Origin of the sequence: Sphingopyxis sp. (assembly GCF_051861155.1) — a bacterium.
Classification (GTDB): domain Bacteria; phylum Pseudomonadota; class Alphaproteobacteria; order Sphingomonadales; family Sphingomonadaceae; genus Sphingopyxis.
Map to the genome: position 1 here is coordinate 43,405 of NZ_JBHYDE010000003.1, position 21,684 is coordinate 65,088.

The 21,684-nt window shown below is 66.7% G+C and carries 19 protein-coding genes; all 19 read left to right on the forward strand.

Annotated features, from left to right (window positions below):
- The first annotated feature begins 191 nt into the window (after nt 1–191).
- The 19 genes from ACTIFP_RS06215 (at nt 192) to ftsZ (ending at nt 21,667) form a co-directional block, all read left to right on the forward strand.
- Nucleotides 192–1,172 carry a cysteine synthase A gene (locus ACTIFP_RS06215; protein ID WP_439567854.1) on the forward strand — a complete coding sequence of 327 codons (981 nt, stop codon included), beginning with the start codon at nt 192–194 and terminating at the stop codon, nt 1,170–1,172.
- Nucleotides 1,169–1,555: a hypothetical protein gene (locus ACTIFP_RS06220; protein ID WP_439567855.1), complete on the forward strand. Its 387-nt coding sequence runs from the start codon at nt 1,169–1,171 to the stop codon at nt 1,553–1,555. The genes ACTIFP_RS06215 and ACTIFP_RS06220 overlap by 4 nt, the downstream gene beginning before the upstream one ends.
- Complete coding sequence (locus tag ACTIFP_RS06225; protein WP_439567856.1) at nt 1,552–2,712, forward strand: Gldg family protein; 1,161 nt, start codon at nt 1,552–1,554, stop codon at nt 2,710–2,712. The genes ACTIFP_RS06220 and ACTIFP_RS06225 overlap by 4 nt, the downstream gene beginning before the upstream one ends.
- A 275-nt stretch (nt 2,713–2,987) precedes the next feature.
- Complete coding sequence (locus tag ACTIFP_RS06230; protein WP_439567857.1) at nt 2,988–3,488, forward strand: division/cell wall cluster transcriptional repressor MraZ; 501 nt, start codon at nt 2,988–2,990, stop codon at nt 3,486–3,488.
- Complete coding sequence (gene rsmH, locus ACTIFP_RS06235; RefSeq protein ID WP_439567858.1) at nt 3,485–4,465, forward strand: 16S rRNA (cytosine(1402)-N(4))-methyltransferase RsmH; 981 nt, start codon at nt 3,485–3,487, stop codon at nt 4,463–4,465. The genes ACTIFP_RS06230 and rsmH overlap by 4 nt, the downstream gene beginning before the upstream one ends.
- Nucleotides 4,465–5,052, forward strand: a complete 588-nt coding sequence (locus ACTIFP_RS06240; RefSeq protein WP_439567859.1) for a hypothetical protein — start codon at nt 4,465–4,467, stop codon at nt 5,050–5,052. The genes rsmH and ACTIFP_RS06240 overlap by 1 nt, the downstream gene beginning before the upstream one ends.
- The gene (locus tag ACTIFP_RS06245; RefSeq protein WP_439567860.1) at nt 5,049–6,743 is read left to right on the forward strand and encodes a peptidoglycan D,D-transpeptidase FtsI family protein; all 1,695 of its coding nucleotides are present in this window, start codon (nt 5,049–5,051) and stop codon (nt 6,741–6,743) included. Before ACTIFP_RS06240 ends, ACTIFP_RS06245 begins: the two co-directional genes overlap by 4 nt.
- Nucleotides 6,743–8,182, forward strand: coding sequence for a UDP-N-acetylmuramoyl-L-alanyl-D-glutamate--2,6-diaminopimelate ligase (locus ACTIFP_RS06250; RefSeq protein WP_439567861.1), 1,440 nt, complete (start codon nt 6,743–6,745; stop codon nt 8,180–8,182). The genes ACTIFP_RS06245 and ACTIFP_RS06250 overlap by 1 nt, the downstream gene beginning before the upstream one ends.
- A complete protein-coding gene (locus ACTIFP_RS06255) occupies nt 8,179–9,555 on the forward strand; it encodes a UDP-N-acetylmuramoyl-tripeptide--D-alanyl-D-alanine ligase (RefSeq protein ID WP_439567862.1) in 1,377 nt (458 codons plus the stop codon). Before ACTIFP_RS06250 ends, ACTIFP_RS06255 begins: the two co-directional genes overlap by 4 nt.
- The gene (mraY, locus tag ACTIFP_RS06260; protein ID WP_439567863.1) at nt 9,555–10,625 is read left to right on the forward strand and encodes a phospho-N-acetylmuramoyl-pentapeptide-transferase; all 1,071 of its coding nucleotides are present in this window, start codon (nt 9,555–9,557) and stop codon (nt 10,623–10,625) included. The genes ACTIFP_RS06255 and mraY overlap by 1 nt, the downstream gene beginning before the upstream one ends.
- Nucleotides 10,622–11,926, forward strand: coding sequence for a UDP-N-acetylmuramoyl-L-alanine--D-glutamate ligase (murD, locus tag ACTIFP_RS06265; protein ID WP_439567864.1), 1,305 nt, complete (start codon nt 10,622–10,624; stop codon nt 11,924–11,926). Before mraY ends, murD begins: the two co-directional genes overlap by 4 nt.
- Entirely contained in the window at nt 11,923–13,161 is a 1,239-nt protein-coding gene (locus ACTIFP_RS06270; RefSeq protein ID WP_439567865.1) for an FtsW/RodA/SpoVE family cell cycle protein, read from the forward strand. Before murD ends, ACTIFP_RS06270 begins: the two co-directional genes overlap by 4 nt.
- Before the next feature lie 10 nt (nt 13,162–13,171).
- The gene (murG, locus tag ACTIFP_RS06275; RefSeq protein WP_439567866.1) at nt 13,172–14,356 is read left to right on the forward strand and encodes an undecaprenyldiphospho-muramoylpentapeptide beta-N-acetylglucosaminyltransferase; all 1,185 of its coding nucleotides are present in this window, start codon (nt 13,172–13,174) and stop codon (nt 14,354–14,356) included.
- On the forward strand, nt 14,356–15,789 hold the full coding sequence (murC, locus tag ACTIFP_RS06280) for a UDP-N-acetylmuramate--L-alanine ligase (protein WP_439567867.1): 1,434 nt from the start codon (nt 14,356–14,358) through the stop codon (nt 15,787–15,789). Before murG ends, murC begins: the two co-directional genes overlap by 1 nt.
- A gap of 115 nt (nt 15,790–15,904) precedes the next feature.
- Nucleotides 15,905–16,804 carry a UDP-N-acetylmuramate dehydrogenase gene (gene murB, locus ACTIFP_RS06285; protein ID WP_439567868.1) on the forward strand — a complete coding sequence of 300 codons (900 nt, stop codon included), beginning with the start codon at nt 15,905–15,907 and terminating at the stop codon, nt 16,802–16,804.
- 127 nt (nt 16,805–16,931) lie between these two features.
- On the forward strand, nt 16,932–17,855 hold the full coding sequence (locus ACTIFP_RS06290; RefSeq protein WP_439567869.1) for a D-alanine--D-alanine ligase: 924 nt from the start codon (nt 16,932–16,934) through the stop codon (nt 17,853–17,855).
- Complete coding sequence (locus ACTIFP_RS06295; RefSeq protein WP_439567870.1) at nt 17,852–18,790, forward strand: cell division protein FtsQ/DivIB; 939 nt, start codon at nt 17,852–17,854, stop codon at nt 18,788–18,790. Before ACTIFP_RS06290 ends, ACTIFP_RS06295 begins: the two co-directional genes overlap by 4 nt.
- A 3-nt stretch (nt 18,791–18,793) precedes the next feature.
- Entirely contained in the window at nt 18,794–20,050 is a 1,257-nt protein-coding gene (gene ftsA, locus ACTIFP_RS06300) for a cell division protein FtsA (protein ID WP_439567871.1), read from the forward strand.
- Nucleotides 20,051–20,203: 153 nt separating this feature from the next.
- Nucleotides 20,204–21,667 (forward strand): cell division protein FtsZ, encoded by a 1,464-nt coding sequence (gene ftsZ, locus ACTIFP_RS06305; protein WP_439567872.1) that lies wholly within the window; start codon nt 20,204–20,206, stop codon nt 21,665–21,667.
- Nucleotides 21,668–21,684: the final 17 nt, after the last annotated feature.

Sequence of the window (21,684 nt, forward strand, 5' to 3'; positions counted from 1 at the left end):
GGGGGAGAGTCCTGTTCTATGACGACCTGTGCGGGCTCCAGTAATGATATACTGTTACAATGACAAGCCCTGCGCGTCACCTGGATCGTCGTTGGTCGGACAGCCATGGCGGTTGGTCGACAAAGGCCGATCTTTGCCGGGGCAAGCGAAGCTGTCTTGCGAGGCCGCGGGCGCGGCCTTAGATCAGGGGCATGACCATTGCTGCAAACAGCCTCGACCTGATCGGCAACACCCCGCTGGTACTGCTGAAGGGGCCGAGCGAAGCCACCGGCTGCGAAATCTGGGGCAAGTGCGAATATGCCAACCCCGGCGGATCGGTGAAGGACCGCGCTGCGCTCTATATCGTCCGCGATGCCGAAGCGAACGGCAGCCTGCGCCCCGGCGGCACGATCGTCGAGGGGACCGCGGGCAACACCGGCATTGGCCTTGCGCTGGTCGGTAACGCGCTGGGCTACAAGACGATCATCGTCATGCCCGACAACCAGAGCGCGGAAAAGATGGCGACGATCCGTGCGCTGGGTGCCGAGCTGGTGCTGGTGCCGCCGGCGCCCTTTGCCAATCCCGGCCATTTCGTCCACACCTCGCGCCGCATTGCCGAGGAAACCGACAATGCGATCTGGGCCAACCAGTTCGACAATATCGCCAACCGCAAATCGCATGTGATGGGCACCGCCGAGGAAATCTGGGAGCAGATGGGCGGCCGCATCGACGGCTTTACCTGCTCGGCGGGCACCGGTGGAACGATCGCCGGCACGGGGCTGGGGCTGAAGGCGCATAATCCAGACATCGTCATCGCGCTCACCGACCCGCATGGTGCGGGGCTCTACAATTATTACCAGTGCGGCGAGCTGAAGGCCGAAGGGACGAGCGTCGCCGAAGGGATCGGCCAGAACCGCATCACCGCCAACCTCGACGGCGCGCCGATCGACACCCAGTTCCGCATTTCGGATGCCGAGGGGCTGGCGGTGGTGCGCCGCCTGCTCGACGACGAAGGACTGTGCCTCGGGCTGTCGTCGGGGATCAACGTCGCCGGGGCGATGGCGCTGGCGCGGCAGCTGGGGCCGGGCAAACGCATCGCAACCATCCTCTGCGACAGTGGGTTCCGGTACCTGTCGACGCTTTACAACCCCGAATGGCTGGCGAGCAAAGGGCTGACGGAGACGGCAGAATGAACCAGATCCGCACCGACAAGCAGACGGTGCCGCCGCCGATAGTGCCGGCCCCGGTGAACGACACGATGCGGCGGCTGCAGATCGGCATCGCCGGGGTGCTGACGGTGCTGTTGCTGGTCGGCATGGCCGGGCTGATCGGCGACCGCGCGCGCGAGAATGTCGAGAGCGACGCGGCCGCCTCTGCCGAGGTCAAGATGCCCGGCGAGGAACAGGGCAGCGGCGCCCCGCTCGAAGAATTGGGGGTCCAGCCGGTGTCGCCGTCGACGAAGGATGAAAATGCCGAGACGCCGGTAAAGGTGCCGCAGGCGGCCCCGTCGCCCGCCACCGTTCCTGATCTCGAGCCCGACCCCGAATTGCAGCGCGCGCGCAAATCGGCCCCGTGACGACAATATCGCGCCGTCCGATGGGGCGCGCTGTCTCGATCGCTGCATTGACGGTGCTGCTGGCGTGGGTCGGCGGCGGGCAGACGTTGCTCGACCGCATCGATCCCGCGCTGGCGCTGCCGATGCTTGCGCTGCCGATGCTGTTACTTGCGATCTGGCAGCGCGGCGAAGGAGCGGCTTTGCGGCGGTTCACCCTGTTGACGGTGCTCGCCATCTTGGCGGCAGTGCAAGCATTGCTCGGACTCGCATTGGCGGGTTCGGCGGGTTGGGTGCAACTGGCGCTCGTCTTTGTGGCGGGCGCAACGGCGGGATGGGTTGCCGATCGGCTGGTGCACTGGCGTTCGCGCGCGCGATGGCTGCCGTGGTTCGCCGGGCTGGTGCTGGTAATCGGCTGGTTCGCAGCGGCGCATATGTTGCTCGCTGCGCTCTATCGGCCCGCTGCTGCTTCGGCTGGCGCGCCCGCGGCGACGATGTTGACCGGACTGCCGCTGCGCTGGTCGGGAAGCGGCGACATCGCCGCCATCATCGCCGATGGGGCAGGGGACGATCCGGCGCTTGCGCGGCTCGAATCGCTGGGACCGGTGTCGCTGGTCGATAGCCTGGTCGAAGGGGTGCCGCCGGGCAGCGCGCTGCTGGTCGCGCACCCGCGCGCGCTGGCGCCGCAGGAACTGGTGGCGATCGACGCCTTTGTCCGCGGCGGCGGCAAGGCGGTGGTGCTGGCCGACGCGCTGTCGGGCTGGCCGGCTCGCCACCCGCTCGGCGATCCGCGCAATCCGCCGATCACCAGCCTGCTTACCCCGTTGCTCGATCATTGGGGGGTGACCCTCGGCGCGGCGCCGGTCGACGACAATGGCGTGCGATCGGTCGATGTGGGCGGCGCGCGGCTGCGCCTGTCGAGCGCGGGAGCGTTCGAGCGGCTGCCGCCGAAGTGCGATGCCTTTGCTGGTCGCCGGATCGCGCGCTGCCCGATCGGGGCCGGCGAGGCGTGGCTGGTGGGCGATGCCGACCTGCTGTTCGCGCCCCTATGGTCACCGGTCGTGCCCGGCGCCGACCATCTGCGGCGCGCCGACACGATCGAATGGCTGGCGGCGCGGCTGTGGCCCGGCGCCGGAGTCGCGGCGCTGGAACCGCTGTGGATTCGCGCCCGCGCCGACTGAGGCGTCGTTTCTCATCCCATTTTGGCTCAATTCGGCTGCGCCACGCGGCCGCCTCAGGGCGTGCCGACCGCATTTCGACGATCTATTCGGGCATTTTGCGGCAAATAGGGGTTAGATTCCCTATTTTACCCTAAATTACCCCTTTTCACCCCGATCTATAGTTGATAGTCAGGAATCGGAGAGGGGCAATCTCCACCAACGCCGAACCGACTGGAATTCAAGCGATTCCGGGCGCGGGAAAACATTGCCCGGTGGCGCATAAGGGGGGCAGAGCGATGGCGATTGTGACGCCCGGCCAATATGCGGGTACCAATTTCGCCGCGATCGATGGCAAGGGGCGGATCGCCGTCCCCTCTCAGTTCCGCAATAATGTGCCCCTTTCTGCGGACGGCCAGCGCGTGCTTTGGGTCGGTTTCCACGAAAAACTGCCCTGCCTCGTCGCCTATGGCCACGATCAGTACGACCGGCTGAACGGCGAGATCGAACGCGACCGCGACACCGCGCGGTCGCGCAACCTCGATTTCGACGAGGATGCCGAGTTCAAGAAGCGCTTCAGCTATACCGAGGCTTACGCGCTCGATGACAGCGGACGCTTTCTGCCCGGCTTTACCCATCGCGACCGCGTCGGCGATGCCGGGGCGACCGCGTTCGTCGGGTCGGGCCGGCGCTTCGAAATCTGGTGGTTGCCGACGCTCGCCGAATGCGCCGATGCCGATCCGGTGTTGCAGCGGCTCGCTGCCGCCTGGGATGCGACCAAAGGGAAGGGTCGCAAATGAGCGAGCTGGCCCGCGATCCCCGCCACGATCCGGTCCTCCGCGACGAAGTGGTCGCGGCGCTCGCGATCGCGCCGGGTGAGCGTCATGTCGACGCGACCTTCGGTGCCGGTGGCTATACCCGCGCGATGCTCGCCGCGGGCGCCGACGTCGTCGCCTGCGATCGCGATCCCGATGCGATTGCGGGCGGGCAGGCGCTGGTCGCCGCGGCCGATGGCAAACTGGTGCTGATCCACGGTCGTTTCGGCGAAATCGACCGGCTGCTTGCCGAGCGCGGCATCGACGCGGTCGACGGCATCACCTTCGACATCGGGGTGTCGTCGATGCAGCTCGACCAAGGCGAGCGCGGCTTTTCGTTCCAGAAAGACGGGCCGCTCGACATGCGGATGGCGCAGGACGGCGAAACCGCCGCCGAATGGCTGAACCGCGCCGACGAGACCGAGATCGCCGACGTGCTGTTCCGCTATGGCGACGAGCGTCAGTCGCGCCGCGTCGCGCGCGCGATCGTCGCTGCGCGTCCGCTGAGCCGCACCGGCGAACTGGCGACGGTGATCCGCAAGGCGCTGCGCCACCCGCCGGGGGCGCCCAAGGATCCCTCGACCAAAAGCTTTCAGGCGATCCGCATCCACATCAATTCCGAACTCGACGAGCTGGTCGCCGGCTTGGCCGCTGCGGAACGCGTATTGCGTCCCGGCGGCCGGCTTGCGGTGGTCAGCTTTCACAGCACCGAAGATCGCATCGTGAAGAATTTTCTGCGCGAACGCAGCGGAGGCGATGCCGCCGGTTCGCGTCACCGGCCCGCGCCGCTCCCTCTGGCGCGGGCCGCCACGTTCGAAACCCCGGCGCGCAAGGTGCGGCCGAGCAAGGCCGAAGAGGCGCGCAACCCGCGCGCGCGGTCGGCAACGCTGCGCAGCGCGGTGCGGACGGCAGCGCCGGCCTGGCCGGGTCAATCCATAATGAAGGAGGCGATCTCATGCTGATGGCGGCGCGCAAACTTCAGGGTATCGGGCTGGTCCTGCTCGTGCTTATCTTCGCGATGATGCTCTATCCCGTGTCGCTGAAGGTCGCGGCGACGCGCAGCGAGCTGACGCGGATCGAAAAGGAGATCGAGCGGAGCCGCGACAATATCCGCTACCTGGAATCCGAACTCGCGGTGCGCGCCTCGATGCGCCAGCTCGAACAATGGAATGCCGATACGTTCGGCTACTCGGCGCCCGGCGCTGGCCAGTATCTGGCCAGCGAGCGCCAGCTCGCCTCGCTCGACCGCCTGCCGCGCGCGCGCGGCGCCAACGAGGTCGCACCGGTGCTGATGGCGATGGTGTCGCCGGTTGCCGTCCCCGCCGCGCCCAAGGAAAGCCCCGTTGCCGCAAAGCCTGCTGCGGCCAAGCCGGTGGTGCTGGCGCAGGCCGAGACGGGAATTCGCAGCGACGCCGCGCCGCGGATGGCGCCGACCCGCCGGCGTGAACAATTGAAGATGATCGAGGACCAGCTGCTCGCCGAATCGACCCTCGCCGATCTGAAGCGCGCTGCTGCCGCCGAAGCCGCAGGAGGGAAGCCCGCCCGATGAACACGCTGGTCGTCCGTCCGACCCGGGTGCGTACCGCTGGGGTGCGGCAGCAGATTTTGCTGACCGCGCAGCAGCGCCTGATGATCCTGATGCTGCTGTTCATGGCGGCATTTTTTCTGGTGTCGATGCGGCTGCTCTACTTTGCGATGTTCGACACCGCGTCGCGCAATGGGTCGGCATCGGCGGCTTTTCTGCCGGCGCGCGCCGACATCGTCGATCGCAACGGCATCCCGCTGGCGCGGACGATCGACGGCTATTCGATCCGCGTCGTTCCGGCCAAGCTGCTCAACAACCGCCAATATCTGGCCGACGAGCTGCACAAGATTTTCCCCGACATGCCGCGCGCCGAACTGCTGGCGAAGGTCAGCGGGCCGCGCCCGACCTATATCCGCCGCCGCGCGCTGCCCGATCAGGTCGCGGCGGTGAACGCGATCGGCGACGTCGGGTTCGATTTTCCGCGCGAAAAGGAACGGCTGTATCCGCAGCTTAGCCTTGCCGCGCATGTGCTGGGCTTCACCGATGCCGCGGGGCACGGCGTCACCGGCGCCGAGGGTGCGTTCGACAGCCGCTTGATCGACAAGGCGACGCGCGGCGAACCGCTGGCGCTGTCGATCGACGCGCGGGTGCAGGGGGTGCTCGAAAGCGAGCTGGGTTCGGCGGTCGCCAATCTGGAAGCGATCGGTGGTGCGGGGATCATCCTCGACGTCCACACCGGCGAAATTGCGGCGATGACGTCGCTACCGACCTATAATCCCAACAAGCTGGTGCCCGAGAATATGGCGGCGCGGCGCAACGCGGTGACGCATAATCTTTATGAACTCGGTTCGACCTTCAAGCCGCTGACCGTCGCCGCCGCGATCGACGCCGGCACCGTCACCAGCATGGCGCGCCGCTATGACGCAACGGCGCCGCTGGCGATCGCGGGCTATCGCATCCGCGACAGCCATCCGTCGAACCGCTGGCTGAACGTCCCCGAAACGCTGATCCACAGCTCGAACATCACGACCGCGCGCATTTCCGATGAACTGGGGCGCGAAAATATGGAAGCGATGTTCCGGAAGCTCGATTTCAATACCCGGCCCAAAATTGACCTGAAAGAACGCGCTTTCCCGATCTGGCCCAAAAATTGGGGCCGCCTGACGACGATGACGACGGGATTCGGCCATGGCATCGCGGTGACGCCGCTGCATCTTGCCAGCGCCTATGCCGCGTTGGTCAACGGCGGCATCTATCGTCCCGCGACGATTACGAAGCTGGGCGACCAGGCGCCGCCCAAGGGGCGCCGCGTGTTCAAGGCGGCGACCAGCGCACGGATGCGCCAGCTGCTGCGCCTGATCGTGTCGGATGGCACCGGCAAAAAAGCCGAAGCGCCGGGCTTCCGCGTCGGCGGCAAGACGGGCAGCGCCGAAAAGCCGGGCGCAGGCGGCTATCGCCGCAGTTCGGTCGTCGCGACCTTTGCCGCCGCGTTCCCGATGGACAATCCGCGCTATGTCGTGCTGGTGATGATCGATGAGCCGAAGGGCAATGCCTATAGTTCGGGCCAGCGCACCGCGGGCTGGACCGCGGCGCCGGTCGTCAGCAAGGTCGTGATGCGCGCCGGTCCGATGCTGGGCGTCTTCCCCGACGAAAGCCGCGACGTCGACGTCTCCGAACTCACCCCGCTGCTGTGGAGAAACGGGGAAGACGAATAATGCGCCTGTCCGCGCTGCTCGACGATCGACGTCCGGCAGGTACCGACCCGGTCGTCACCGGCCTCGCCATCGACCATCGGAAAGTGGCGCCGGGAACGATATTCGGCGCCTTTGTCGGCGAAAAATTCAACGGCGAGGACTTTATTCCGGCAGCGATCGAAGCCGGGGCGATCGCCATCGTCGCGCGCCCCGAAGCGCGGGTCGCGGGCGCGGTGCACATCGCCGACGCCAATCCGCGCCGCGCCTTTGCGCATATTGCAGCGCGCTTCTTTCACCGCTTTCCCGCAACCTGTGTCGCGGTGACCGGGACCAACGGCAAGACCTCAACCGTCGAAATGACGCGCCAGCTGTGGCGAATGGCGGGGTTCAATGCGGCGTCGATCGGCACGCTGGGCATCACCACGTCGAACGACAGCGCCTCGACCGGGCTGACGACGCCCGACATCGTGACCTTTCTCAGCAATATGTCGGGGCTGGCGGTCGAGGGGGTCGGCCATGCGGCGTTCGAGGCGTCGAGCCACGGGCTTGACCAATATCGCACCGAAGGCCTGCCGGTAAAGGCGGCGGCCTTCACCAACCTCAGCCACGATCATCTCGACTATCATGGCACGATGGACGCCTATCTCGCTGCCAAGCTGCGCCTGTTCAGCGAAGTGGTCGCGCAGGACGGCACGGCGGTGGTGTGGAACGACGACGCCTATTCGGCCGCCGTGGTCGACGCGGTGCGGGCGCGACGCATTCGGCTGATGACGGTCGGGGCGGCGGGCGACGACCTGCGGCTCGTCTCACGCGAACCGACCCAGCTTGGCCAGTCGCTGGTCATCGCGGCGGGCGATTTGACTCAGAAGGTCGATCTGCCGCTGATCGGCGCCTATCAGGTCGCCAATGCGCTGGTATCGGCAGGGCTGGTCATCGCGACCGGCGGCGATGTCGCGCAGACGCTCGGCAATCTGGCGCGGCTCCAGCCGGTGCGCGGGCGGCTGGAACGTGCGGCGATCACCCGGGCGGGCGCGCCGGTCTATGTCGATTATGCGCACACCCCCGACGCGATCGAGGCGGCTCTCGACGCACTGCGCCCGCATGCGAGCGGGCGGCTGATCCTGGTGTTCGGGGCCGGCGGCGACCGCGATCAGGCCAAGCGCCCCGAGATGGGGCGGGTGGCCGCCGCGAAGGCCGATGTGTTGATCATCACCGACGACAATCCGCGCGGCGAAGACCCGGCGCTGATCCGCGCCGCGATTGCGGGCGGCGCGCCGACCGCGCAGGTCATCGGTGACCGCCGCGCCGCGATCGCGACCGCGATCGCCGAGGCGCGCGCCGATGACATCGTCTGCATCGCGGGCAAGGGGCATGAACAGGGGCAAATCGTCGGCGCGGGTGCCGATATGCGCGTCATTCCGTTTGACGACGTCGCGGTCGCGCGCGAGTGTGCGGCATGAACCCGCTATGGACCGCACGCGCCATCGCCAGCGCGACCGGCGGCAGCGCGAGCGCCGATTTCACTGCGCACGGCGTCGCCTTTGATTCGCGCGAGGTCACCACCGGCGACCTGTTCGTCGCGATGCGCGGCGAGGCGACCGACGGGCACAAGTTCATCGACAAGGCGATTGCCGCGGGGGCTGCGGGGATCGTCTGCGAAACCGCGATCGACCATCCGCATGTCCGTGTCGCCGACAGCGCCGCGGCGCTGAACGCGCTTGGCACCGCGTCGCGCGCGCGCAGCCATGGCAGGATCATCGGGGTGACCGGGTCGGCGGGCAAGACCGGCACCAAGGAAGCGCTGTTCGCGGCGCTCGACCGTTTTCGGCCGGGCCGCGCGCACCGCTCGGTCAAAAGCTACAACAACCATGTCGGCGTGCCGCTCAGCCTGGCGCGGACGCCCTCGACCGCCGATTTCGGCGTTTTCGAGATGGGAATGAACCACGCGGGCGAGCTCGCGGCGCTGACGCGTATGGTGCGCCCGCATGTCGCCATCGTCACCACCATCGCCCCGGCGCATATGGAATTTTTCGGCAGCGAAGAAGCCATAGCCGATGCGAAGGGCGAGATTTTCGAAGGGCTGGAACCCGGCGGTACCGCGATCGTCCCCTTCGACAGCCCGCATTATGCACGGCTGCGCGCCAAGGCCGAACAACATGCCGCGCATGTCATCAGCTTTGGTCTTGGCGCCGAAGCCGACGTTCGCGCGGTCGACTGGCTGCCCGATGGGCAGGGCGGTTCGCTCGTCACGGCGCAGGTGCAGGACGCGCTGCTCTGCTTCACCATCGCGCAGGCCGGGGTGCATTGGGTGTCCAATTCGCTCGCGGTGCTGGCGGCGGTCAAGGCCGTCGGTGGCGATCTGCCCGCGGCGGGGCTGGCCTTTGCCGAAATGGCGGGGCTCACCGGGCGCGGCGCGCGGCACCGGGTGCCGGTCGAAGGCGGGCACATCCTGCTGATCGATGAAAGTTATAACGCCAACCCGGCGTCGATGGTCGCGACGATCGAACAGCTCGGCAGCGAATCCGGTGATCGCAAGGTGGCAATTCTTGGCGCGATGAAAGAGCTTGGCCCTGGCGGTGAGGCCTATCACGCCGACCTCGCGGCTCCGCTCGTCGCAGCCGGAGTGCAATTCGCCCTGCTTGTCGGCGAAGAGATGGCGCCGCTCGCCAAAGCGCTTGAGGGTCGCCTCGATTTCGAGCATGTCGCCGCCCACTCTGCCGCCAAGGCGCGGCTGGGCGCCTTGATCCGCCCCGGCGATACGGTGCTGATCAAGGGGTCGAACAGCGTCGGCCTGTCGCATCTGGTGACGGCGCTGACCAACGGGGATTATTGATGCTATATTGGCTGGCGGAATGGCTGGGCTTTCCTGGGGTTCTGAACCTCATTCGCTATCTGAGCTTCCGCTCGGGCGCCGCGGTCGCAACCGCGCTGATCATCGGGCTGTGGATCGGACCGCGGTTCATCCTGATGCTGCGGATGCGGCAAGGGAAGGGCCAGCCGATCCGCGAGGACGGGCCGCAAAGCCACCTCGCCAAAAAAGGCACGCCGACGATGGGCGGGCTGATGATCCTCATCTCGCTGATGATCTCGGCGCTGCTGTGGATGGACTTGTCGAACCGCTTTGTGTGGGCGTGTATTTTCGTGACCGGCGGCTTCGCCGCGGTCGGTTTCCTCGACGATCTCGACAAGGTCACCAAGGCCAGCCACCGCGGGATTCCGGGGCGGGTGCGGTTGCTGATCGAATTCCTGATCGCCGGGGTGGCGGTGTTCCTAATCGTGTCGCGCACCGGCACCGACCTGTATCTGCCCTTTTTGAGCGGCATCGTGCTCGAACTCGGGCCGCTCTATTATGTCTTTGCGATGGTGCTGATCGTCGGCTTCGGCAATGCAGTGAATCTGACCGACGGGCTCGACGGGCTCGCGACCTTCCCGGTCATCATCGCCAGCCTGACCTTCCTGGTCATCGTGTATCTGTCGGGCAATGTGAAATTCGCGGGCTATCTGGGCATTCCGCACGTCTCCGGCGCAGGCGAACTCGCGGTGTTCGCCGCCGCGATCATCGGCGCCTGTCTGGCGTTTTTGTGGTTCAACGCGCCGCCCGCGGCGGTGTTCATGGGCGATACCGGCAGCCTGGCACTCGGCGGCGCGCTCGCGACGATCGCGGTGACGGCGCAGCATGAACTGGTGCTGGTGCTGGTCGGCGGGCTGTTCGTGGTCGAGGCCTTGTCGGTGATCATCCAGGTGTTCTGGTACAAGCGCACCGGCAAGCGGGTGTTCCGCATGGCGCCGATCCACCATCATTTCGAACAATTGGGCTGGCCCGAATCGACCGTCGTCATCCGCTTCTGGATCGTGTCGATCGTCCTTGCGCTCGCGGGACTCGCGACCTTGAAACTGCGGTGATCACCTCGCGCGCCTTTGCCGGTCGCCGCTATGCGGTGCTGGGGCTGGCGCGCTCGGGGCTGGCGACGGTCGAGGCGCTCGTCGCCAGCGGCGCCGGGGTCACCGCGTGGGACGACCGTGAGGAAGCGCGCGACGATGCGATGGCGCTGGGCGCCGACATCGGCAATCCGCTCGAGATCGACCTGATCGGCTTTGCCGGGGTCGTCGTGTCGCCCGGCGTGCCGCTGAACCGTCACCCGATCGCAGCGCATGCGCGCGAGGCGCATGTCCCGGTGATCGGCGACGTCGAATTGTTCGCCGAGGCGCGCGGCGACCTGCCGCCGCACCGGGTCGTCGGCATCACCGGCACGAACGGTAAGTCGACCGTCACCGCGCTGATCCATCATATGCTCGAAAGCGCCGGGGTGCCGTCATTGATGGGCGGCAATATCGGCCTTCCGATCCTGTCGCGCGACCCGCTTCCCGAAGGCGGCGTCTATGTGCTCGAACTGTCGAGCTACCAGATCGACCTGTCGCACAGCCTAGCGTGCGACGTCGCGGTGCTGACCAACCTCAGCCCCGACCATCTCGACCGCTATGACGGCTTTACCGGCTATGCCGCGTCCAAGGCGCGGCTGTTTTCACTCCAGCATCGCGATCAGGTCGCGATCGTCGCGGTCGACGACGACCCGTCAAAGATGATCGCGGGGCGGATCAACCATCGCCTGCACCGCGTGTCGGGCAAGGACATCGACCCGGTCGACCAGCACCGCTGGCCCGCGCTGCAAGGCCCGCACAATGCGCAGAATGCCGTCTGCGCCGTCGCGGTGTGCCGCGTGCTGGGGTTGAACGACGAACAGATTGAGCGCGGCCTCGCGACCTACACGTCGCTGCCGCATCGTATGGAATTGGTCGGCGAAGTCGGGGGGGTCCGCTGGTTCAACGACAGCAAGGCTACCAACGCGGCTTCCGCTGCACCGGCGCTGGCGGCGTTTCCGCCGGCGCCGGACCAGCGTTTGCACTGGATTGCCGGGGGGCAGGCCAAGGGCGACGGGCTGGCGGCGTGCCGCCCGTGGTTTGGGCATGTCCGCCAAGCCTATCTGATCGGCGAGGCGATGGAGTCTTTCGCTGCCGAGCTCGGTGATGCGGTTCCGGTCGACCGCTCGGGCGACATGGCGAGCGCGGTCGCGCATGCCGCGGCAGCGGCGCGGCCCGGCGACATCGTCCTGCTCTCGCCCGCCTGCGCGTCGTTCGACCAGTTCAAGGATTATGAGCAGCGCGGCGATGTTTTTCGCGGACTTGTCGCGGCGCTTGGGGCATGAGCGGGGGAATGGACAATATGGACGCCACGACCGAGAGGCCGGTGATCGCGGCGACGCGCACGGTCAAGCGCCGCGGCCCGCGCCTCAGCCGCGCCGACCGCACCCCGCTAGGGCTGTGGTTCTGGGAAATCGACCGCGTCCTGCTGCTGCTGGTATCGATGCTGGTCGCGGTCGGGCTGGTGGCGGTCGCGGCGGCGTCGCCGGTCGCGGCCCAGAAACTGTCGACGACGACCGCGTCGCTCGACCCGCTTTATTATTTCTACCGCCAGCTGATGTGGGTTGTCGTCGGGGTGCCGGTGATGCTGGGCGTGTCGATGCTGCCCAAGCCGCAGGCGCGGCGCTTTGCGATTTACGGCACCGTCGCCTTCCTGATCCTGCTGTTCCTCGTGCCGCTGCTCGGCACCACGGTCAACGGGGCGCAGCGCTGGATCGGCGGCGGCGTTTTCCGGCTGCAACCCTCGGAGTTTCTCAAGCCGTTCTTTGCGGTGTCGCTCGCGTGGATATTGTCGCTGCGCCTGCACGACCAGAGCCTGCCGGTCGTCCCGCTCAGCTTTGTGCTGACCGGGGTGATTGCGATGCTGCTGATGGGCCAGCCCGATCTGGGCCAGACCGTGATCTTTGCCGCGACCTGGCTGGTGCTGGTGCTGGTCGCCGGGCTGTCGATGCGGATCATGGGGATGCTCGCGGCAACCGGGGTCGTCGGTATCGTCCTCGCCTATTTCTTTTACCCGGTAGCGCAGCAGCGCATCAACATCTGGCTGTTCGCCGAGGGCGACAGTTTCCAGGTCGACAAGGCGCATGCGACGCTGACCGCGGGCGGACTGATCGGCACTGGCCCCGGCGCGGGCCTCGCCAAGTTCCAGCTGCCCGAGGCGCACACCGATTACATCTTCTCGGTCATCGGCGAAGAATTCGGGATGATCGCGTGCATCGCGATCGCGATCCTCTATCTCGCGATCATCGTGCGGGTGCTGGTGCGGTTGCTTGATGAAGAGGACAGCTTTCTGATCCTCGCGGTCGCGGCGCTGATCGCGCAGTTTGGTGGTCAGGCGGTGATCAACATGGCGGTGAACACGCAGATCTTCCCGTCCAAGGGGATGACCTTGCCGTTCATCAGCTATGGCGGATCGTCGTTCATCGCGCTGTCGATCGGCATGGGTTTGCTCTTGTCGCTGACCCGGCGAAACCCCTATGCGGCGCGGGTGTCGATGACCCGCAACTGGAACAAGAAATGACTGCCGAAACATGAGTGCCACGCGCCACTATCTGCTCGCCGCCGGAGGAACCGGGGGCCATATGCTGCCCGCTTATGCCTTGGCGGGTGAGCTGATAACGCGCGGGCATCGCGTCGCGCTGGTCAGCGACGACCGCGGCCTGCGCATTCCGGGCGCCCCCGCCGAACTCGAAACGTATGTGCTGCCCGCCGGCCGCGTGTCGGGTGGACCCGTCGGCTGGCTCAAGGCCGCGCTCGCGATCCGCAAGGGGCGGCGCATGGCGATCGACCTGATCGGCGACTTCGACCCCGCGGTCGTCGTCGGCTTCGGCGGCTATCCGTCGCTGCCCAGCCTGCTCGCCGCGGGCGCGACAAAGCGGCCGCGCGTGCTCCACGAACAAAATGCCGTGCTCGGCCGGGTTAACCGCATGATGGCGCCGCGCGTCGACGCCGTCGCGGTCGCTTATCACAATATCCAGCGCTACCCGGCTGGGCATGAGCTGAAAAAGCACATAACCGGCAATCCGGTGCGCGACGAGATTGTCGCGATCCGTGAAGAAGGCTTCCCGCCGCTGAGTGAGGACAGCATTTTTCGTCTGCTCGTCGTTGGCGGCAGCCTAGGCGCGACGGTGCTGAGCGACGTCGTTCCGGCGGCGATCGCGATGCTGCCGCGGGCGCTGCTCGACCGGTTGCAGGTGGTGCAGCAATGCCGCGAAGCCGACCTTGACGAGGTCCGCGGTAAATATGCCGAGATGGGGGTCGCCGCTGAATGCGCGACCTATATCGCCGATTTCCCCGACCGGTTGCGCTGGGCGCATCTGGTAATCGCGCGCGCCGGGGCGTCGACGGTGGCCGAACTGGCCTGCGCCGGACGGCCCGCGATCTTCGTTCCCTATCCACACGCGATGGACAATCACCAGACCTATAATGTCGTCGATATGGTGCAGGCGGGCGGAGCGCGTTCGATCCCGCAGCCGCAATTCACCGCCAGCGAACTCGCCAAGCAGATCCAGCGCATGGCGCTCGAACCCGGTGCGTTGGAAAATGCCGCCGCGCGCGCCGCGAGCTGCGGCCTTCCCGACGCGACCCGCGACCTCGCCGACCTGGTCGAATCGCTTGCCGCACCGCCGATGATGGACGTCATCCGCGTCGGGGCGCCGTCCGGCCAGCGCGCCGCGGCCAGCGGCATGGCGTCGGCCCGCATGGGAGGCGAATGATGCGCGGCGTCGCGACCGACATCGGCACCATCCACTTCATCGGCATCGGCGGCATCGGCATGTCGGGGATCGCCGAGGTGATGCACAACCTTGGCTATCAGGTGCAGGGCAGCGACATTGCCGACGGCTATGTGATCGAAGGCCTGCGCAAACGCGGGATCAAGGTGGCAATCGGACATGACGCCGCGAACGTCGATGGCGTGTCGGTGGTTGTCACCTCGACCGCGGTCCAGCGCGGCAATCCCGAGGTCGAGGCCGCGCTCGCGCACCGCATCCCGCTGGTCCGTCGCGCCGAAATGCTCGCCGAGCTGATGCGGCTGAAATCCACCGTCGCGATCGCCGGCACCCACGGCAAGACGACGACGACCAGCTTGGTCGCCGCGCTCCTCGATGCGGGCGGGATCGATCCGACGGTGATCAACGGCGGCATCATCAACAATTACGGTTCGAACGCGCGGCTCGGCGCCAGCGACTGGATGGTGGTCGAGGCCGACGAGAGCGACGGCAGCTTCCTGCGCCTCGACGGGACGATCGCGGTCGTCACCAACATCGATCCCGAACATCTCGACCATTATGGCAGCTTCGACGCGATCAAGGATGCGTTCGTCGAGTTTATCGAAAATGTGCCTTTCTATGGCGCCGCGATGCTCTGCCTCGACCATCCCGAGGTGCAGGCGATCATCCCGCGCATCCGCGACCGACGGATCGTGACCTATGGTTTTTCGGCACAGGCCGATGTGCGCGGGACCAATGTCGTGCCCGGCCCCGACGGCAACCGCTTCGACGTCGTCGTCCGCGACCGCGACGGCAACAGCCGGACGATCGAGGGCATCCACCTGCCGATGTCGGGTCGACACAACGTCCAGAACTCGCTGGCCGCGATTGCGGTCGCGCTGCACATGGGCGTGTCGGACGACAAGATCGTGTCGGGCTTCAACGGCTTTGCCGGGGTCAAGCGGCGTTTCACCAAGGTCGGCGAGATCGCTGTGGGCGGCGGCGTGGTGACCGTCATCGACGATTACGCGCACCACCCGGTCGAAATCCGCGCGGTGCTGTCGGCGGCGCGCGAGGGTGCGGGGGCAGGGCGCGTTGTTGCGGTGGTTCAGCCGCATCGCTTCACCCGGCTGCGCGATCATATGGATGATTTCCAGCAGGCGTTTAACGACGCCGACATTGTGCTTGCGCTGCCCGTCTATGCCGCTGGCGAGGCGCCGATCGACGGCGTGTCGTCGGACGCGCTGGTCGCGGGCCTTCGCGATCGTGGCCATCGGCAGGCGAACGTCATCGCCGATGCGGGAGCGCTGGCCGCCAGCCTTGCGGCGAGCATCGCGGCGGGCGAGCTGGGCGCGGGTGACAAGATCATCTGCCTTGGCGCAGGCGACATCACCAAGATGGCGGCGGGTCTGGCAAGCGCGGTGGAGGGTGCGGCGTGACAAACTTCTCCGTTCCCATCCCACCTCCGTTTGTGTCGAGCGAAGTCGAGACACGCCAGCGCAGCGCCAGGCGTCCCTCGACTTCGCTCGGGACAAACGGGGAAGGGGTGCGGTTGTGAGCGACCTTGCCACCCTTCCAACCGTGCGCGGCAAACTCACGCAGCAAGCCCCGCTCGCGCCGCTGGTCTGGTTCAAGTCGGGCGGCCCCGCCGACTGGCTGTTCGAACCGAAGGACGCCGACGATCTCGCCGATTTACTGCGCGATCTTGATCCGGCCACGCCGGTTATGGCGCTCGGCCTCGGCTCGAATCTGATTGTCCGCGACGGCGGCTTTCCGGGCGTTGTCGTCCGGCTCGGCAAGGCGTTCGGCAAAGTTGAAGCCATCGACGCCATAACGCTGCGCTGCGGCGGCGGCGCCTCGGGCATTCTCGTTTCCTCGACCGCGCGCGACGCGGGGATCGCCGGCATGGAGTTCCTGCGCTCGATCCCCGGCACCGTCGGCGGCTTCGTGCGGATGAACGGCGGTGCCTATGGCGGCGAAGTCAAGGACATCTTGATCGACGCCGACGTCGTGCTGCGCTCGGGCGAACGCTGCACGCTGCCGCTCGCCGACCTTGGCTACACCTATCGCCATAGCGACTTGCCCGACGGCGCGGTCGTGATTGGCGCGACCTTCCGTGGCCAGCCCGGCGAGCCCGCGGCCATCCAGGCCGAAATGGACCGCATTTCGGCGAGCCGCGAAGCCTCGCAGCCGCTGCGTTCGAAGACCGGCGGTTCGACCTTCAAGAACCCCGACGGGCATAAGGCGTGGCAGCTTGTCGATCAGGCCGGGTGCCGCGGCTTTGCGGTCGGTGGCGCGCAGGTGAGCGAGAAGCACACCAATTTCCTGATCAACACTGGCGACGCCTCCAGCGCCGACATCGAAGCGCTGGGTGAAGAGGTCCGCCGTCGCGTAAAGGCGAAGAGCGGCGTCGAACTGCAATGGGAAATTCAACGCGTGGGAGTGGCGAAGTGACGCCGAGCTACCCCACTCCGTTCGCCCTGAGCTTGTCGAAGGGCCGTCCTTTTCTTTCAACGTCAACAAGGAAGAACAGTCCTTCGACAAGCTCAGGACAAACGGTTTTGAATAGCGGAGTTGAATTATGAGCCGCGGTCCTTGGCATGTCGCCGTCCTGATGGGCGGCTGGTCGGCGGAACGCGAAGTGTCGCTGATGAGCGGCAACGGCGTCGCCGACGCGCTCGAAAGCCGCGGGCACACGGTCACGCGCATCGACATGGACCGCGACGTCGCGCAGCGGCTCGCCGAGGCGAAGCCCGACGTCGTGTTCAACGCGCTCCACGGCGTTCCGGGCGAGGACGGCACGGTGCAGGGCATGCTCGACTTGATGGGCCTCAAATACACCCACAGCGGCCTCGTCACCTCGGTGATCGCGATCGACAAGGAATTGACGAAGCAGGCGCTGGTGCCGCATGGTATCCCCATGCCGACGGGGACGATGGTCGACAGCGAGAGCCTCTTCACAGTCGACCCCTTACCGCGCCCCTATGTGCTGAAACCCGTCAACGAGGGCTCGTCGGTCGGGGTCGCGATCGTCAAGGACGACAGCAATTACGGCAATCCCATCGCGCGCGAAGCCGTGGGGCCATGGCAGGAATTCGATCGCCTGCTCGCCGAACCCTTCATCAAGGGCCGCGAGCTGACCGTCGCGGTGCTCGGCGATCGGGCGCTTGCCGTCACCGAATTGCGCGTCAAATCGGGGTTTTACGACTATGACGCCAAATATACCGACGGGCTGACCGAACATGTCTGCCCCGCCGACGTCCCCGTCGATGTCGCGCAGCGGATGATGGATCTGGCGCTGCAAGCGCACCGCCTGCTCGGCTGCAAGGGCGCTTCGCGTTCCGATTTCCGCTGGGACGACGAACATGGGCTCGCGGGCATCTTCCTGCTCGAGGTCAACACCCAGCCGGGGATGACACCGCTCAGCCTCGTGCCCGAACAGGGGCGGGCGGTGGGCATGGATTATGCCGAACTGGTCGAACGCATCGTGGGGGAAGCGTTATGAGCAAGACACAGATCAAGCGCGGCAGCTCGCCGCCACGGCGCCCGGCGCGCGCGCCAAAGAAACGGCGCAAGGTGCAGACGTCGCGGCTGAACGCGATCATCAACGCGCTGCCGATCAGCCCGCAGCGATTGCAGCGGCTGGCGAACTGGACGATCGGCCTCAGCCTGTTTGCCGTCGCAGCGATCGGCGCCCACGCGACCGGGGTGACCGCCAAGGTCCATGAAGAATGGGCGCAGGCGGTCGGCCGCGCCGGGTTCCAGGTCAAGAAGGTCGAGGTCGTCGGCGCCGACCGCATCGACCGGCTGAAAGTTTACGACATCGCGCTCGCGCAAAAAGACCGTTCGATGGCGGCGGTCGACCTTGACGGGGTGCGCGGCGACCTGATGCGCTATGGCTGGATCAAAGATGCGCGCGTGTCGCGGCGGCTGCCCGATACTTTGGTCGTCGACATCGTCGAGCGCACCCCGGCGGCGATTTGGCAGCATAATAACCGCCTGTCGCTGATCGACGACAAGGGGGTGGTGCTCGAACCGGTGACGGTCGCGACGATGCCCGACCTGCCGCTGGTCATCGGGCCGAAGGCAAACCAGCGGTCGCAGGATCTCGACCGCCTGCTGGCCGAGGCGAGCAGCCTCAAGGAATTGCTCGCCGGGGCGACCTGGGTCGGCAACCGCCGCTGGGATCTGCGTTTCCGTAGCGGTGAGACGCTGTCGCTGCCCGAGGGTGAGGTCGAAGCGAAGGCTGCGCTCGCCAAATTCGCGCATATGGACGGCGCCAACCGCCTGCTCGGCCGTGGCATCCTGCGCTTCGACATGCGCGACCCCGCGCGCTTCGTGCTGCGCCTGCCGCACGAAGGGCAGGTGGCACCCGCGAAGCTCGACGAGGCTCGCGCTGCGGTCGATGCCGTCGCCGACGCGTCGGCCGAGAAGGGATAAGCCATGGCGCCGCCGCGCATCGAAAAGATCATCACCGCGCTCGATGTCGGGTCGTGGAAGGTCTGTGCGCTGATCGCGGGGCAGACCGCCGATGGCCAGCTGCATGTGCTCGGCACCGGCCAGCGCGAAAGCCGCGGCGTCCAGCGGGGCTATGTCGCCGACATGGAGCAGACCGAACATATTGTGCGCGAGGCGATCGAACAGGCCGAACGGATCGCGGGGCTCAATATCGATGACGTCTGGGTCGCCTTTTCGGCGGGCGGGCTGATCAGCGACGTCGCGCCGATCGAAAGCGAGCTTGGCGGGCACCGGATCGAGAAGGAAGATGTCGACGACCTGCTCGCCGCAGGACGCGCGGGCATCGATCCCGAAGGCCGGATGATCCTGCACGCGCAGCCCGCGCTCTACACGCTCGACGGGCTGACCGGGGTCAAGAATCCGATCGGCCTCCACGCCGACCGGCTGGGGGTCGACATCCACATCATCATGGCCGACGGCGCCCCGGTGCGGAACCTGGAGGCGGCGGTGCGGCAGGCGCATCTCGACGTCAACGCGGTGGTCGCCTCGCCGATCGCGGCGGGGCTGGCGTGCCTGTCGGACGAGGAACGCGACCTGGGTGTCGCGCTTGTCGAACTTGGCGCCGCGGTTACCACCGTGTCGCTCTACGCCGGCGGCATGCTCGTCGAAATGGCGTCGCTGCCCTTCGGTGCCAGCGACATCACCGACGACATCGCATCGGCCTTTGGTATCCGCCGCAGCCAGGCGCAGCGCCTGCAAAGCTTTTACGGCTCGGCGTCGGCGTCCCCACGCGACAATAACGAGATTATCGAACTCGAACCCGGCGCGCCGGCGACGGGCGATGCCCCGCGCATTACCCGCGCACAACTGGTGTCGGTGATCCGCCAGCGCCTCGACGCGATGATGGGAGAGATCGGCAGGACGTTGAAAGACCTGCATTTCGTTGGCCCGATCGGGCGCCAGGTGGTGCTCGTCGGCGGCGGCGCCGACCTGAAAGGCATCGCCGACTATACCCAGAGCGCGCTTGGCCGCGCCGCCCGCGTCGGGCGACCGCGCGGGCTGCACGGACTACCCGATGCGCACAGCGGTCCCGCTTTCGCTACGCTGGCGGGTCTGGTTCTCTACGCGGCGTCGGATCCGGTCGATCTGCGCGATTTGCCGATGATGTCGCAGGATGTCTATCGCCCGGCGGGCACTTCGATCCTCCACCGGTTGATGGCGGCGTTAAAAAGCAGTTTTTAGCGGTGAAACGCGAAAAAAGGTTAATTTTTTGGGTGATTCCCACGTCACAATAGTGCAATGCGGGATCAGGAAACCGGGCGGCGGGACACCCGCTCGTTTGGGTCGCAAGGTTGGGGAAGCGGCACCTGTCCGCCGCTGCAGGGAGACTATTTGATGAGCATCAATATTGGCCCGCCGCAGGTCGATGAACTGAAGCCGCGCATCGCGGTGATCGGCGTCGGCGGTGCCGGCGGCAATGCCATCGCGAACATGATTGCAGCGCGGGTCGAGGGGGTCGACTTCATCGTTGCCAACACCGACGCGCAGGCGCTGAACGCGTCGCCCGCCGAGCGGCGCATCCAGCTGGGGACACAGATCACCCAGGGGCTGGGCGCGGGTTCGCGGCCCGAAGTTGGCCGCGCGGCGGCCGAGGAAAGCATCGCGCAGGTCGAAGAGGCGCTGAACGGTGCGCATATGTGCTTCGTCGCGGCGGGCATGGGCGGCGGCACCGGCACGGGGGCGGCGCCGGTGATCGCCAAGGCGGCGCGCGACCGCGGCATCCTGACCGTCGGCGTCGTGACCAAACCCTTCACCTTCGAAGGCCAGCGCCGCATGCGTTCGGCGGACTCGGGCATTGCCGAACTGCAGGATCATGTCGACACGCTGATCGTCATTCCGAACCAGAATCTGTTCCTGGTCGCCAATCCGAACACGACCTTCAAAGAAGCCTTCACGATGGCGGATGAAGTGTTGCAGCAGGGCGTGCGCGGCATCACCGACCTGATGGTGATGCCCGGCCTCATCAACCTCGACTTTGCCGACGTGCGCAGCGTGATGCGCGAAATGGGCAAGGCGATGATGGGCACCGGCGAAGCCGAAGGCGATGGCCGCGCGCTCGAAGCCGCGCAAAAGGCGATCGCCAACCCGCTGCTCGACGGCGTGTCGATGGCGGGCGCCAAGGGCGTCATCATCTCGATTACCGGCGGCGAGGACATGCGCCTGATGGAAGTCGACGAGGCCGCGAACCATATCCGCGAGTTGGTCGATCCCGACGCGAACATCATCTGGGGCAGCGCGTTCAACGACAATCTGGACGGCAAGATCCGGGTCTCGGTGGTTGCCACCGGGATCGACAATAATGGCGAGATGGCGGCGCAGGCCTCGCCTGCGACGCGCAGCTTCTCCTTTGCTCCGGCGCGCGCGGCAACCCCCGTGCCGGTGGCCGAAGAGGCATTCGAACCGGCCGCCCACGAAGAACCCGTCGCCGAAGTGCTGATCGACGAAACCAATGACCCGGCGCCAGGTTTTTCGCTGAGCGATACGGTCGAAGTCGAAGCTCCGGCGGCCGAAGAAGAGCCGATGGAATTGTCGCAGGTCGCCGCCAGCTATGACGACACGGCGGAAGAACTGGTCCTCGACGCCCCCGAAGTCCCCGCGACCGATTATCGCACGGCCCCGGCATCGGGCGGCGATGCGGGCGCAGGCGAAGAGTCGTCGGCGCGCTCGGTCGGCGGCGGCACCCTGTTCGAACGCATGTCGCGCCTGTCGCGCGGCGCGACCCCGCCCGAGGGCGAGGGTGGCGACAAGGAAGACGGGGTCGACATCCCGCGCTTCCTGGGGCGTCAGAACAACCAGTAACGGGGCTAGCGAACGGC